The sequence below is a fragment of the Rhodothermales bacterium genome, from assembly GCA_039944855.1.
Classification (GTDB): Bacteria; Bacteroidota; Rhodothermia; order Rhodothermales; family JANQRZ01; genus JBBSMX01.
In genome coordinates, this window is the sequence record JBDUXZ010000023.1 from 1 (window position 1) to 14,305 (window position 14,305).

13 protein-coding genes and 1 tRNA gene are annotated in these 14,305 nt (G+C 69.7%); 9 read left to right on the forward strand and 5 right to left on the reverse strand.

The features are described 5' to 3' along the window. Positions 1-538, forward strand: a 538-nt coding sequence (locus ABJF88_12265) for a T9SS type A sorting domain-containing protein (GenBank protein ID MEP0547700.1), incomplete at its 5' end; no start/stop codon positions are given. A gap of 365 nt (positions 539-903) precedes the next feature. Here ABJF88_12265 and ABJF88_12270 read toward each other — a convergent pair. Then, a tRNA-Leu gene (locus ABJF88_12270) sits at positions 904-986 on the reverse strand. Positions 987-1,179: 193 nt separating this feature from the next. On the opposite strand from ABJF88_12270, the gene ABJF88_12275 reads away from it, so the two are divergent. Genes ABJF88_12275 through menE form a run of 8 tightly spaced genes read left to right on the forward strand, consistent with a single transcriptional unit; the run spans position 1,180 to position 9,980 of the window. Then, positions 1,180-2,577 carry an isochorismate synthase gene (locus ABJF88_12275; GenBank protein MEP0547701.1) on the forward strand — a complete coding sequence of 466 codons (1,398 nt, stop codon included), beginning with the start codon at positions 1,180-1,182 and terminating at the stop codon, positions 2,575-2,577. Positions 2,578-2,591: 14 nt separating this feature from the next. After that, on the forward strand, positions 2,592-4,379 hold the full coding sequence (gene menD, locus ABJF88_12280) for a 2-succinyl-5-enolpyruvyl-6-hydroxy-3-cyclohexene-1-carboxylic-acid synthase (protein MEP0547702.1): 1,788 nt from the start codon (positions 2,592-2,594) through the stop codon (positions 4,377-4,379). Beyond that, complete coding sequence (gene menH / locus ABJF88_12285) at positions 4,376-5,188, forward strand: 2-succinyl-6-hydroxy-2,4-cyclohexadiene-1-carboxylate synthase (protein MEP0547703.1); 813 nt, start codon at positions 4,376-4,378, stop codon at positions 5,186-5,188. The genes menD and menH overlap by 4 nt, the downstream gene beginning before the upstream one ends. After that, complete coding sequence (gene menB / locus ABJF88_12290; protein MEP0547704.1) at positions 5,188-6,069, forward strand: 1,4-dihydroxy-2-naphthoyl-CoA synthase; 882 nt, start codon at positions 5,188-5,190, stop codon at positions 6,067-6,069. Before menH ends, menB begins: the two co-directional genes overlap by 1 nt. 4 nt (positions 6,070-6,073) lie before the next feature. Next, positions 6,074-6,427, forward strand: a complete 354-nt coding sequence (locus ABJF88_12295; GenBank protein MEP0547705.1) for a hypothetical protein — start codon at positions 6,074-6,076, stop codon at positions 6,425-6,427. Next, positions 6,424-7,344, forward strand: a complete 921-nt coding sequence (locus ABJF88_12300) for a 1,4-dihydroxy-2-naphthoate polyprenyltransferase (protein ID MEP0547706.1) — start codon at positions 6,424-6,426, stop codon at positions 7,342-7,344. Before ABJF88_12295 ends, ABJF88_12300 begins: the two co-directional genes overlap by 4 nt. Positions 7,345-7,374: 30 nt before the next feature. Further along, entirely contained in the window at positions 7,375-8,526 is a 1,152-nt protein-coding gene (gene menC / locus ABJF88_12305; protein MEP0547707.1) for an o-succinylbenzoate synthase, read from the forward strand. Next, positions 8,523-9,980 carry an o-succinylbenzoate--CoA ligase gene (gene menE, locus ABJF88_12310; protein MEP0547708.1) on the forward strand — a complete coding sequence of 486 codons (1,458 nt, stop codon included), beginning with the start codon at positions 8,523-8,525 and terminating at the stop codon, positions 9,978-9,980. The genes menC and menE overlap by 4 nt, the downstream gene beginning before the upstream one ends. On the opposite strand, the gene ABJF88_12315 is transcribed toward menE, so the two are convergent. From ABJF88_12315 to ABJF88_12330, 4 genes are all read right to left on the reverse strand, one after another. Further along, on the reverse strand, positions 9,938-10,621 hold the full coding sequence (locus tag ABJF88_12315) for a hypothetical protein (GenBank protein MEP0547709.1): 684 nt from the start codon (positions 10,619-10,621) through the stop codon (positions 9,938-9,940). The genes menE and ABJF88_12315 overlap by 43 nt on opposite strands. Then, positions 10,618-11,991 (reverse strand): dipeptidase, encoded by a 1,374-nt coding sequence (locus ABJF88_12320; GenBank protein ID MEP0547710.1) that lies wholly within the window; start codon positions 11,989-11,991, stop codon positions 10,618-10,620. The genes ABJF88_12315 and ABJF88_12320 overlap by 4 nt, the downstream gene beginning before the upstream one ends. 80 nt (positions 11,992-12,071) lie before the next feature. Next, positions 12,072-12,833, reverse strand: coding sequence for a class I SAM-dependent methyltransferase (locus ABJF88_12325; GenBank protein ID MEP0547711.1), 762 nt, complete (start codon positions 12,831-12,833; stop codon positions 12,072-12,074). A gap of 59 nt (positions 12,834-12,892) precedes the next feature. After that, positions 12,893-14,152 carry a 4-hydroxy-3-methylbut-2-enyl diphosphate reductase gene (locus ABJF88_12330; protein ID MEP0547712.1) on the reverse strand — a complete coding sequence of 420 codons (1,260 nt, stop codon included), beginning with the start codon at positions 14,150-14,152 and terminating at the stop codon, positions 12,893-12,895. Between the last annotated feature and the right edge of the window lie 153 nt (positions 14,153-14,305).

Sequence of the window (14,305 nt, forward strand, 5' to 3'; positions counted from 1 at the left end):
CAACGTCGAGGTGACGGAGAACACGTTCGTGCCGGGCGCCCCCCGCGCCGACTTCACGATCACGCGGCTCGACAATACGCAGACGGGGACCTACGGGCTCATCGCCGCCTCCGCTTGCAACGCGACCGTGATCGACCCCGACCTCGACTACTCGGGGACCGGCGCTCGGGGGGATATCGGGATGGCCTCGACCGAAGTGGGGAGCGGCAGTATGCTCGACGCGTTGACGAGAGAGGGCGACGCTGCCTCGCGAGGTGCGGAGGCGACCTTGCCCGGTACCTTCGCTGTCGGCCAGAACTACCCGAATCCGTTCCGGGCCTCAACTAGCATCGCGGTCGAGTTGCCTGAGTCAACGGAGTTGCTACTCGAGGTATATAACCTGCTGGGGCAGCGCATCGCTGTTGTGGCGAATGACCTTTACGGGGCCGGGTCGCATACGTTCAGCTTCGAGGCGCGTGATCTGCCGAGCGGGACCTACATCTACCGCATCGTCACGCCGGAACTGTCGGTTGCTCGGCGGATGGTGGTGCTCAACTAAACTCTACACAATAAGGCCAGCCGGTCCTCTCGAGCGACCGGCTGGTCCAACTTCCGAAGGGTAGCCACTGCGGGAGTTATTCTCAACTCATCCAACACGAGGTGCTCATGAAATCTCCCTCCACCCAGATCAAAATCAAAGCATCCACTCCGAAGAAGGCGTTCGTCGCGCCCCGACTCGACCAGCACGAGAAGCTTGCGAGACTGACGTTTGACTGCAGTACTGGGGGCAACTGTGGCTCCGGGGAAAACCCGTTCCCGTAAGCGCAGTTGACTTTTCATCGCCGAGGCCCGAGCACTAGTACGGTGCTCGGGCCTCATTTCTTCATATCCGCGGCATGCAGTTAGTAAGTGCAACTCCCTCTGTACCCGGGGTGGGAATCGAACCCACACGACCTTGCGGCCAACGGAGTTTGAGTCCGTCGCGTCTACCGTTCCGCCACCCGGGCAGGCTACTCCAATATAAATCCGCCGAGGTGCGGATACGGTGAGGACTCCCCATGCCGTGCGCCTCGGTGAGAAGGGGCGTTGTACCTTGCGTGTTCGCATCCTTGCGGCTTTCATAAATTACTGAAACCGTCTGTTGCGTCTCCCGTTTAGACCATACCGCTCCCGCGCCGCTGCATCGTCTTCTGGTTCTGCATGGCTCGCCCCCACCCCTCCTGTCCCGTTGCTACCCCCCTGCGCACTGATGCCGTGCGCCGCCTCGCGGCCGGGGTTCGCCGCCGTCTTGAGCGTGGACCTGCCTCCGGTACATGGCGGGTCGAATGCATTGAGGTCGAGGCCGAGGTGTGCGAGCCGTTGACGTGGCTGGCTGCACAGACCTCGCCCGCGAAGCTGTACTGGCACGGGCGTGGGGAGGAGGAGGTACTGGCTGGGACAGGCGTGGCCGACCTGATCGCTGGAACCGGAGCGGCGGCCCTGGATCAAGTGCAGGGCAGGTTAGACCGTCTGACCTCGTCGCGGGTGCGGTACGTTGGTGGGCTTCGGTTTGAGTCACTGCAGCCGGCAAATCCGGAATGGGAAGCGTTCGGGGCAGCCCGGTTCGTGCTACCCCGCGTGGAGTTGAGACGAGCGGGCGGGCGGGCACGCCTGGCCGCTAACCTCGTGCTCCCGCGCGATGCCCGCGAGGTCGAGCGGGTGGTGGCCGAGATCGAAGGGATCCGGTGGCCGGATGCAACGCGCAGCGCGGCGCTTCCGCTCCCCGTCGCCCGCACCGATGCGCCCGGTCCCGAAGGGTGGCGGCAGAGCATTAAAGCGGCGCTGCATGCGTTCGAATCGACGGACCTTCAGAAGGTCGTCCTTGCTCGGCGGGCGCGGTACGAGTTCGACGAGCCGCTTGACCCGTTCGCCCTCACGCGGCGGCTTGAAGCGGCGACGCCGGCGTGCTTTCACTTCCTGGTCCAGCCCGTGCCCGGCGTCGCGTTCGTCGGGGCCTCGCCGGAGCGGCTGTTCCGGCGCGACGGGACGGCGCTGCGCAGCGAAGCCGTAGCGGGCACCCGGCCACGAGGGCAGTCCGACGCGGCCGACGCGCAACTCCGCGACGAGCTTCGGATGAGCGACAAGGATCAGCGCGAGCACGGGTTCGTCCGCGAGCAGATCCGCAACGTGCTCACCCCCTTCAGCGAGACGCTTGACGTGGAGAGCGAGGCGTCGGACATGGTGCTCGCGCGCGGGCGCCACCTCTATTCCGGCATCACGGCCACACTCAAGTCCGACGTGCGCAGCCTCGACCTCCTCCGCGCGCTCCACCCGACCCCCGCCGTGGGCGGCACGCCGACCGACGCGGCCCGCGCGATGATCCGGACAGCCGAGCCGTTCGACCGGGGCTGGTACGCCGGGCCGGTCGGCTGGGTGGGGAAGGATGCGGCGGAGTTCGCCGTCGGCATCCGGTCCGGGCTCGTGCAGGAGGGGGCGACGCCTTCGCTCGCGCTCTATTCCGGCGCCGGGATCGTGCGCGGCTCCGAGGCTGGGGCGGAGTGGGCCGAGATCGAGCACAAGATCAGCGACTTCGCCCGCGTCCTCGGCCTCGACGCCTGAACCCCGCGTCCGCGATGTCCGAGTCCGCTGCCCCGTCCCCGAATCAACGCTGGGCCGATCTCCTCGTCGAAGAGCTCGTGCGGGCAGGTGTCGGGCTGTTCTGCCTCGCGCCGGGCTCGCGCTCGACCCCGCTCACAGCCGCTGTGGCGGCGAACCCGAAGGCCCAGCACGTCGTCCACTTCGACGAGCGGGGAACGGCGTTCTGTGCGCTCGGCTATGCCCGCGCGACGGGTCGGCCGGCCGCGTGGATCACGACGAGCGGCACGGCCGTGGCGAATGGGTTGCCCGCCGTCGTCGAGGCGTCAGTGGACGGCGTGCCACTCCTCCTCCTCACGGCCGACCGGCCACCGGAGCTACGCGACACCGGCGCGAATCAGACGATCCCGCAGCCTTCCATCTTTGGAGACTACGTCCGCTGGCGGTTCGACCTACCCGTGCCGACCGAGGCCATCGATCCGGCATTCGTGCTGACGACGGCAGACCAGGCCGTCTACCGCGCCACGGGCCGCCCGGCGGGGCCGGTGCACCTCAATTGCATGTTCCGCGAGCCGCTGGCGCCAGAAGTGAACAAGGCGCTGCCTATCCCCGAAGCATTGCAGCGATGGGCCGACAGCGTCGAGCCGTATACCCGCTACACCGCCCCGTCGGCCGTCGAAGCGACCGAGATCGAGGGGCTGATCGGGCGACTGCGCGCGGCCGAGCGCGGGCTCGTCGTGGCCGGGCGGCTGCGGACGCGGGCGGAGGGAGCATGGGCCACTATGCTCGCGGAGGCGCTCGACTGGCCGCTCCTGCCGGATATCGCCTCCCAGGTCCGGCTCGGTACGATCTCGATGGGGGCGTGCGCCGGGTTCGATCACGCGCTCGGCAGCGAGGGCTTCGCCGCAGCGCACGCCCCCGATGCGGTCGTTTACCTCGGCGGCCGGAGCACGTCGAAGCGGCTCGGGCAGTACCTCGCACGGCACCGGCCGGCTACGTTTGTTGTCGTCCGCGACGATCCCTTCCGGTTCGACCCCCATCACCTCGTTACTGACCGCGTGGTGGCCGATGTGACGGCGTTCTGCAAAGCGTTTGAGGACGATTCCAGTGCAGCGGATCCGGCGTGGCTCGACGCGTGGCGTACCGCGTCCGATGCCGCACTCGGTGCGATTGCACAACGGATTGAGGCTTCCTCCGTTCTTACAGAGCCTGCCACGGCGCGGCTCGCTGCCGGCCACGCAGCACACGCCGGGCACGGGCTCGTCCTCGCCGCGAGCATGCCCGTCCGCGACGCCGACAGTTTCGCGAGTCCCTACGACGACGACCCGCCGCTCGTCGTCTCGAACCGGGGGGCGAGCGGGATCGACGGGACCGTGGCGACGGCGGCGGGGGTGGCGCGCGGGCTCGGCACGCCGGTCACCCTGCTGATCGGCGACCTCGCCCTCCTGCACGACCTCAACTCGCTCGCGCTTCTCCGCGACCCGGCGCAGCCGCCCGTGACGGTCGTCGTCGTCAACAACGACGGCGGCGGAATTTTCCATTTCCTGCCGATCGCGCAGAACGAACGGCTCTTTGAGCCGTATTTCGGGACGCCGCACGGGCTCGGCTTCGAGCACGCCGCCCGGATGTTCGGGCTGCCGTACGCCCGGCCCGAGACGCCCACCGCGCTGGCGGAAGCGCTCGCCGGAACGCAACGCAGCGGCGCCTCTTCTCTCATCGAAGTCCCCACCGACCGCACTGCGAACCGCGCCCTCCACGCCGACCTGCTCGCCCGCGCGGCGGCGGCCGTCACCGACACCCTCTCTTCCGCGGCTCCGACGCCATGACGACGCTGCCTCACACGATCACCGGCCCGGCCGAGGCACCCGCCGTGCTGCTGCTCCACGGGTTCATAGGCGCCGCCGATGACTGGCACGCCGTCGCCGCCGACCTCTCCGACGCATTCCGCTGCATCGCAGTCGATCTCCCCGGCCACGGCGAGGCCGTCGACCTGCCGGACGAGGCATACACGGCCGAGGGCACGACAGCGACGCTCATGGCGACGCTCGACGCACTCGGCGTGGAGCGGTGCCACGTCGTGGGTTACTCGATGGGCGGACGGCTCGCGCTGTACCTCGCGCTACGGCATCCCGAGCGCTGCGCGCGGCTCGTGCTCGAATCGGCGTCGCCGGGGCTGCGGAGGGAGGCCGAGCGGGCCGAGCGCCGGGCGCTCGACGAGGACCGCGCCGTCGCCATCGAGCGGGACTTCCTTCGCTTTCTCGACACGTGGTACCGAATGCCGCTGTTCGCCTCGCTGAAGGATCACCCCGACGTGCGCGCGGCGATCATCGAGCGGCGGCGGCGGAACCGGCCGGACGAGATCGCGCGTTCCCTCCGAGGCTTCGGAACGGGACAGCAACCCTCGCTGTGGGAAGACCTCCCCCGGCTCGCCATCCCGACGCTCGCCGTCGCCGGCAGCCGCGACCGCAAGTACGCCGACCTCGCCTTCGAGATGGCTGTCGCCGGGCCGCCCGTGATGCCCCTCGTCGTGCGGACGGGCCACACCGTCCACGCCGAGCAGCCCGCGCTCTTCGCCGCGCTCGTTCGCGACTTCATCCGCGACCCTGTTCCCCATCCACAACCCGCCCTGACCTGATGGCCAAGCCGCACCACAACACCGACCGCCCCTCCGTCTCCGGCCCCTTCACGTGGGAGGCCGCCGACGGCTACACTGACATCGTCTACGAAAAAGGCACGGCGGAGACCGACACCGCCGGCATCGCCCGGATCACGATCAACCGGCCCGAGGTGCGTAACGCGTTCCGCCCGCAGACGGTGACCGAGATGATCCGCGCGATCGACGACGCGCGCGACGACCCTTCGGTCGGTGTGTTTGTGATCACGGGTGCGGGCGATCAGGCGTTCTGCTCCGGCGGCGATCAGCGGATCCGCGGCGAGCACGGCTACAAAGAGGAGGGGACGGGCACGCAGCGGCTCAACGTGCTCGACTTCCAGACACGGATCCGGCGGATGCCGAAGCCCGTCATCGCCGCCGTCAACGGGTGGGCCGTCGGCGGTGGTCACGTGCTCCACGTCGTCTGCGACCTCACGATCGCGAGCGACAACGCTCGGTTCATGCAGACCGGCCCGAAGGTCGGCTCGTTCGATGCGGGCTACGGGACGGCGCACCTCGCGCGGATCGTCGGGCAGAAGAAGGCGCGCGAGATCTGGTTCCTCTGCCGCCCGTACTCGGCCGAGGAGGCGCGCGAGATGGGCCTCGTCAACACCGTCGTCCCGCTCGCCGAACTGGAGCAGGAATACGTGCAGTGGAGCAGAGAGATACTCGCCAACTCGAACATCGCGATCCGCATGATCAAGGCCGCCGCGAACGCCGACGAGGACGGGGGGGCCGGGCTGCAGGAACTGGCCGGTCACGCGACGATGCTGTTCTACATGACGGAAGAGGGGCAGGAGGGCCGTAACGCGTACCTTGACCGCCGCGCCCCCGAGTTCGACAAGGACGGCTATAAGCCGTAACCCGATGCCCAGTGTGCCCTTCGAGATCGAGAACGTCGGCCACGGCTTCGCGAAGTCGCAGGGTGTGCTCCGCGTGGAGGGGGAGGACCTCACCTTCGAGGTGCAGACGACCGTGGTCGGCCTCCTCCGTTTGCCCGCTAAAATCTACCGTCTCGACTTGACTGACCTCGACGAGGTCCGCTACAAAAAGGGCCTGTTGAGCGACCGGCTCACGATCCGCACCCGGCCCCTCGACCGTATCACGAGTCTCCCCGGCGCTGCCGATGGGGCGCTCTGCCTCCGGATCAAGCGGGCGGATCGGGGAGCCGTCGAGGCGATCCTCGACCAACTGCACCTGTGGCGACCGACCGAGACGTGACCGCGTCTCCCCCACTCTCCCTTCCGCCCGCCCGCATCTGGCTTCTGGCGGCGCGGCCGAAGACGCTGCCGGCGGCCGTCGCGCCGGTCGTCGTCGGGATCGCCCTCGCGGTGGAGGCGGGGGCGTTCCACGCGCTCGCCGCGGCGTGTGCCCTCCTCGGGGCTATCTTCATTCAGATCGGCACGAACTACGCGAACGACTACCACGACTTCGCGCAAGGCGCAGACACGGCCGACCGGAAAGGACCGATGCGCGTGACGCAGGCGGGCCTCGTCTCGCCCGTCGCGACGCGGAGGGCGGCAATCATCGCCTTCGCACTTGCCGTCGCGGCGGGGACGTACCTCATGATCCGTGGCGGCTGGCCGATCGTCGCGATCGGCGTGGCGTCGCTCCTCTGCGGCTGGCTCTACACGGCGGGGCGCTACTCGCTCGCGTACCTCGGCATCGCCGACCTCTTCGTGCTCGCGTTCTTCGGACCGGTCGCCGTCGCGGGAACGTATTACGTGCAGGCCGTCGGCGACACTGGGGCGCTCGCGCTGCTGCCCGTCGTGATCGTCGCCGGGCTCGGCCCAGGGCTGCTGGCGACGGCGATCCTGCTCGTCAACAACATCCGCGACGTGGACGAGGACCGGGCGGCGAACAAACGGACGCTCATCGTCCGGCTCGGGCGGCCGTTCGGCGTCCGGCTGTGGGCACTGTGCGTCGCCGCCGCCGCGCTCGTCCCCGTCGCGCTGTGGCTGTGGACGGGCGCGCACGCGCTGTCGATGCTGGCCGTGCTCATCCTTCCGCTTGCGCTGCCGACCGTCCGCACCCTCCGCGACGAGCGCGACGCGCGGAACCTCAACCCGCTCCTCGGGGCGACGGCGCGGCTGCTGCTTGTCTACAGCGCGCTGTTTTCCGTCGGTTGGCTGCTCTGACGGGGCACCGTGCCATCCCGTAGACGCAGCATGCTGCGTCTCTACGGTCAAATCGGCGTTTCGCCGTGTCTCGAAGACGCCCCGCCGGGGCGTCTCTACCTTTGCATCGCCACTACGCCGATGAACCTCTCGCTCCGTCGCTACACCCTTCCGCTTACCGCGCCGCTCACGCTGAAGGGCACCGAGCACACCGCACGTGAGGGCGCGCTCGTCCGGCTCGACGACGACGCGCACACGGGCTGGGGCGATGTCGCGCCGCTGCCCGGTTTCAGCGCGGAGACACTGACGGAAGCCCTCGCCGATATCCGTCGGGCCACGGACGTGTTTGCCGGACGGACGCCGGGGCCGGAGTGGGCCGATCCGAACGCCGAGATCCACCGCGCGCTCGATGCGCTCGGGCTTGTCCCGTCGGCGCGGTTCGGGCTCGACCTCGCCGTGTTCGACCTCGCGGCGCAGGCATCGGGCCGGACGCTCGCCCAAGCGATGCACCCCGATCCCGAAGTGACGGTGCCGGTAAACGCACTCCTCACGGGCGAGGGCGACGTGCCCGCCGAGGCTGAGCGGCTCGCAACGGCGGGCTATCGGACGCTGAAGCTGAAAGTCGGACGCGCCGGGTTGGACGACGAGATTGCGCTCGTCCGCACGCTCCGCGAACGGCTTCCCGACATCGCGCTTCGGCTCGACGCGAATCAGGCGTGGACGATGGACGAGGCGGTCCGCTTCGCCGAAGGCGTCGCCGGGGTCGGGCTCGACTATGTCGAAGAACCGCTGCGCGAGCCGGCCGACCTGCCCGTGCTGTGGTTCGACACGCAGCTTCCCGTCGCGCTCGACGAGTCACTCGTCGGCACCGAGCCCGATGCGTTGCAGGGGAAGGGCTGGGCGACGGCGGCCGTGCTCAAACCGACGCTCCTGGGTGGCGTCGTGCGGACGCTCCGGTTCGCGGCGCAGGCGAAGTCGCTCGGCATTCGGCCTGTGCTCAGCGGGGCGTTCGAGAGCGGCGTCGCGATGCGCGGCCACGTCGCCCTCGCCGCCGCGACGGGCGCGGCCCCAGCCGGGCTCGACCCGTACCGCCGCCTCGCCGCCGATGTGCTCACGCCCCGCCTCCCGCTCGACCGCCCGACCGTCGACGTGCCGGCGTTCTTCCGCACCGAGCGCGCCGTCGAAATCCCCGAGCCGTGGTGACCGCGATCCCCGATCCCGTCCGCATCGCCGCACGCGAGCGCCCCGATGCGCCCGCCGTCATCGCACCGGGCGAAACGCTGAGCTACGCCGACCTCGACCGCCGCGTCGACGGAATAGCCGCCGCGCTGCACGCGCACGGATTGAGCCGAGGCGACCGGCTCACCGTGTATCGTTCGGCGGATGTGGATTATCTCGTTTTGCTCCTCGCTGCCTTCCGAGCCGGGATCGTCGTCTGTCCGCTCAACACCCGGCAGCCCGTCGCCGCCGTGCCCGCGCTACTCGAACGGATCGCTTGCCGCACGCTCGTCGCCGAACCGGATCCGGCGTGGGGCGGATTCGACGTGATCGAGGCCGAATACCTCACGTCGTACAGACGCCCCGGCGGGGCGTCTCTACACGAACCCTCCGACTGGCGGCTCGATGCGCCCGCGACGCTCGTCTTCACGTCGGGCAGCACGGGCACGCCGAAGGCGGCGCTCCACACGCTCGGCAACCACGTCATGAGCGCGCGCGGCTCCGTCGCGTTCTTCGGATTCGGGCCGGGCGATCGCTGGTTGCTCGATCTCCCGCTCTACCACGTCGGCGGGCTCGCGGTGCTCGTCCGCTGCGTCCTCGCCGGAGCCGCCGTCGTGCTCCCCACTCGCGGCGTTCCGGTCGAGGAGACGGTAGCGGCGCACGGAGTGACGCACGCCTCGTTCGTCGCGACGCAGCTCCTCCGCATCGTCCAGTCGGGCGGGGCAGACGCGCTCGTGGGGATGAAAGCGATCCTGCTCGGCGGCAGCGCAATCCCGCCCGGCCTCGTCGCAGACGCCCACGCGCTCGGCCTCCCGATCTCGACCTCGTACGGCCTCTCGGAGATGGCCTCGACCGTCGCCGCCACGTCGCCCGGCGCGTCGCTCGACGCGCTCGGCACGTCAGGCGTCGTGCTCCCGCACCGCGAACTGAAGCTGGCCGGTGATGGCGAAATCCTCGTCCGCGGCGCGACGCTCTTCGCGGGCTACGCCGAAGGCGAGGCCGTCGAGCGGCCCGATGCCGACGGCTGGTTTCCTACCGGCGACCTCGGCGCGTGGGCGGGGGTGGAGGGCATGCGGATGCTCCGCGTCGTCGGGCGGAAGGACCACCTGTTCATCTCGGGCGGCGAGAATGTGCAGCCCGAAGAGGTCGAGGCCGCGCTCGGCCGACTCGCAGGCGTACACCGCGCCATCGTCGTGCCCGTCGCCGACGCCGAGTTCGGGCAGCGCCCGGTGGTGTTCGTCGATGCCGAGGCGTGGGAGCCGGAGGCGTGGCGCGACGGGCTCGGCGAGACGGTCGCCCGCTTCAAGATCCCCGTCGCCTTCCACCCGTGGCCGGGCGACGCCGACGGCGAGATGAAAGTCAGCCGTGCTGCGCTCCGCGAGCGGGCGACATCGCTTCAGTTGGGGAAGGGTGCTTCGCGCAGCGACCACACGCCGTAGCGCTCGGTCACGGTCATCGTGCCGCCGGGGAACGCGACGGTCTGGTCGCGGCCGGCGGGCCAGCCCGTCGCGGCGTCGAGCCAGAGCGTGACGTCGGCGGCGTCGGTGCCGGCGACGCGGAGCGTGAAGGTGAGCGCTTTCGCCTTCCGTCCCGCGATCTCCTCGGTCGGTCCCCACGCCGCATCGAAGGCTTCGATCCAGCCCTCGACCCCGGCCTCGGCGTGGTCCGGGGAGCGGCCTGCGGTCAGACGGGCGAGGTTGTGGAGCAGCCCCATCCGCGTGAGTCCGAGCAGGAGTGCCTCGCGGAGCGCGGGCGGCGTGGACGTTCCGAACGCGACCGAGTCGGCGAGCAGCCCGCGCATCGTGTCGTCCTCGGCCGTGAGGAGCAGCCGCTGCGGCACGCCGCCGAACGAGCCGTTGCCGACGAGCAGCGTCCGGCCGCGCACGCCGAGCCCGAGCGTTCCCTCGAACTCGGCCGCGAATGCACCGTCGGCCGTGACGCGGTAGTCGACGCGGGCCGTGGGTGCGGCGAGCATCCGCGCCTCGATGGCGGCGAGCGCAGCGTCCGCGTCGGGCGGCCATGGCGGGCGGGACGCGCACCCCGCGCCGAGCAGAACGAGGGCGAGGAGCGCCGCTCTCACCGCTCCTGCTTCGCGTAGGCGTCCATGAACCGGATCGACGCCTCGATGCCCTGGTGGAAGCGGTCGAGGCCGAAGCGCTCGTTCGGACTGTGGATCGAGTCCGAGTCCAGCCCGAAGCCCATCAGCACGGTGTCGAGCCCGAGGATCTTTTTGAAGTCGGCGACGACGGGAATCGAGCCGCCCTCGCGCGTGAAGTGCGGGCGCTGGCCGAAGACGCCTTCGAGTGCGTCGGCGGCGGCCTGCATCGCAGGGGCGGACGTGTCGACGATCGCGCCGTGGCCGCCGTGGAGGTCGCGGAAGTCGAGCGTCATCGTGTCGGGGACGTGGGCCTCGAAGTGGCGGCGGAGCTTCTTCGTAATCTCCTCCGGCCCCTGGTCCGGGACGAGGCGGCAGGAGATCTTCGCCGTAGCCTTCGAGGGAAGGACGGTCTTCGCGCCCTTGCCCGTGTAACCGCCCCAGATGCCGTTCACGTCGAGCGTGGGCCGCCCACTCGTGCCTTCGAGCGCGCTATACCCTTTCTCGGTCTTCGTGGTCTTGACGCCAGCCTCTTCCATCCACGCATCGAGGTCGAAGGGGAGGGCCTTGTAGGCCTCGCGCTCCTCGTCGCTCAGATCGCGGACGTTGTCGTAGAACCCCTCGACGGTGACGCGGTGGTCGGCGTCGTGGAGGTCGGCGATCATCTTGGCGAGCGCGTTGACCGGGTTCTCGACGCCGCCGCCGTAGACGCCGGAGTGGAGGTCCTTGCTCGGGCCCTTCAGTTCGACCTCGACGTAGGCCAGCCCGCGCAGGCCGTACGCGATGCTCGGCACGCCGGGCGCGAAGAGCGACGTGTCGCTCACGAGCACGACGTCAGCGGCGAGGAGGTCCTTGTGCTTCTCGATGAACGGCGCGAGGTGGACGCTCCCGCTCTCCTCCTCACCCTCGATCATCATCTTGAGGTTGACCGGCAGCGCGGTCCCGCTCTGGAGGTACGCCTCGACGGACTTCACGTGCATGAACGCCTGCCCTTTGTCGTCGGCCGAGCCGCGCGCCACGATGTCGCCGTTTTTGATGACGGGCTCGAACGGCGGGCTCTCCCACAGGTCGAGCGGGTCGGGCGGCTGTACGTCGTAGTGGCCGTAGACGAGGACGGTCGGGGCGTCGTCGGCGACGTGGTGCTCGGCGTAGACGATGGGGTGCCCCCCGGTCTCCATAATGTCCACGGTCTGCACGCCGATGCGGCGGAGGTCGGCGGCGAGCCACTCGGCGGCGCGGCGCGTGTCGGCGTCGTAGTCGGCGTCGGTGGAGATGGAGGGGATGCGGAGCCAGTCGGTGAGCTGGTCGACGAACGCGTCGGCGTGGGACTGGGCGTACTGGATGGCGTCTTGCATGAGGGGTCGTCCGTGGTTAGTGGTCAGTTGTTAGTGGCTGCGTGGTCATTCGGGGGCAACGGACCACGAACTGCGGACCACTAACCCGCCCGCTTGCGGGCGCACAAAATAAGCCGGGGCGAGGTGGGGGTGTGCGGGCCGCCGCCGTAGTCGCCGAAGGTGGCGCGGAGGGCGAGCCCGGCGGCGGCGTACATCCGCTCGAAGTCGCCGAGCGTGAGGAGGCGGACGGACTCGGTAAAGGTGGGTGGGTCGCTCTGCCGATCTCCGTTGCGGTGGAGCGTGATCTCTTTGTTAATGCGGCGACCGGCCGCGCCGTCCTCCACCCAGCGGCGCTGCGCGATGCGGACGCCGTCGACCGTGCGCTCGTCGTCGGGGATGAGGTGGGAGACGGCGTAGGGCGCGTTGAGGAAGTCCTGCACGAACCAGCCGCCGGGCCGGAGCGACCGGGCGATCCCGTCGATCACCTCCTGGTGCTCGGCATCGTCCTCGAAGTAGCCGAACGTGGTGAAGAGGTTGACGGCGCCGTCGAAGGCGGCCTCGAACGGGAGGTGCCGCATGTCGGCCTGCCGGAACGTGACCGTCAGTCCCTCGCGGTCGGCACGTTGGCGCGCGGTGCGGAGGGCGGTCTCGGAGAGGTCCACGCCGGTGACGGCGTAGCCGCGCGCGGCGAGGATGCGCGAGTGCCGCCCCCGACCGCAGCCCACGTCGAGGACCGCCGAGCCGGGCGCGGGCGACACCGTCCGCTCGATGAGGTCGGCGAGGCGGCGGGCTTCGGAGAGGTCGCGCTGGTCGTAGACGAGTTCGTACGCCTCGGAGTCGAACCAGTCTTCGTACCAGGGCACGGCCATGGGGCGATTTGTTGATGGAGTGGTTGGGTGATGGAGGAGCGGGAATCACCCAATCAGCCATTCGCCAAATCAGCAAATGGGAGGAGGGCATCGTCGACGGGCCGCGTGGCGTCGAACCAATCGAGCACGCGGCGGACGACGCCGTCGAGCAGGGCGTCGGGGCACGACGCGCCGGCCGTCAGCACGATATCCACGGGGCGCTTGGCCGCGGCGTCCCACGGGAACCAGCCGGCCGTTTCAGCGAGCGCGCGGGCGTGGAGGTCGAAGTGGCGGATCGTGTCGCGGGCGAGCGCGTCGGCGTCGGAGACGAAGTACGTCGGCATGTGCTCCTCGCAGAGCTCGACGAGGTGGCTCGTGTTCGACGAGTTGAACCCGCCGACGACGATGGCGAGGTCGGCGCCGTCTTCGATGAGGGCGTACGTCGCGTCCTGGTTCTCCTTCGTCGCGTAGCAGAGCGTGTCCGAGGTGTCGGCGAAGTGCTCGCGGATGTCGGCCTCGCCGTAGCGCGCGATGATCGCTTCGCGCAACAGGTCGGCGATGGCCTGCGTCTCGGTGGCCAGCATCGTCGTCTGGTTCACGACGCCGATCCGCCGGAGGTCGCGCTCGGGGTCGAAGCCGGCGGTGTGGCGGTCGGGGAAGCGCTCGAAGAAGAACGCCGCGTCGCGCTCGCCCCGGATGACGGCGGCGAGGTCCTCGGCCTCGTCCATGTCGCGGACGACGATGACGGCCTTGGCGTCGGCCTTGGCATGGGAGATCGTCGCGCGCGTCTCCTCGTGGTAGCGCTTGCCGTGGACGACGATCGTGTAGTCCTTCTTCCCGATCTGCGCGCTCCGCTTCCACACCTTCTCGACGAACGGGCACGTCGTGTTGTACGCCTCCGTCGAGACGCCGCGCGCCTTCAGCTCGGCCTCGATCTCGCGCGTCGTGCCGAAGGCGGGGATGATGACGAGGTCGTCGGCGTCGAGCGAGTCGAAGGGGATGAGCTGCTCGCCGGACGTCGTGCGGAGGAAGCGGATGCCGCGCGCCTGGAGGTCGTCGTTGACGTGGGGGTTGTGGATCATCTCCGAGAGGAGGAAGATCCGCCCGGCGGCGGCCTTGTCCGGGTGCTCGTCGAGCGCGCGGTAGGCGATGTCGATGGCGTTCTCGACGCCGTAGCAGAACCCGAAGTGGCGGGCGATCTTGAACCGGACGGGGCCGAAGTCGAGCACGCTCGGGGCGAGATCGCGCTTGCGTGGGTCGGCCGTGCGCCGCGCCTCTTTGACGACGGAGATGATCGGGCTCTGGTAAAACGTGGGGACGTCGAACTGGCGCATGAGGGGCTCCGAGGGCTGGGCGGCGGTGATACGTGGGAGTCGGTGCCCGGTTCGTGAATCGTGCGTGACGGGGGACGGAACCTCGGCCGCGCCCGCCGCCTATCTACCTCCCATGCTAGCCTGACGCCGGAACGCTCCACGACAGCGTTACGG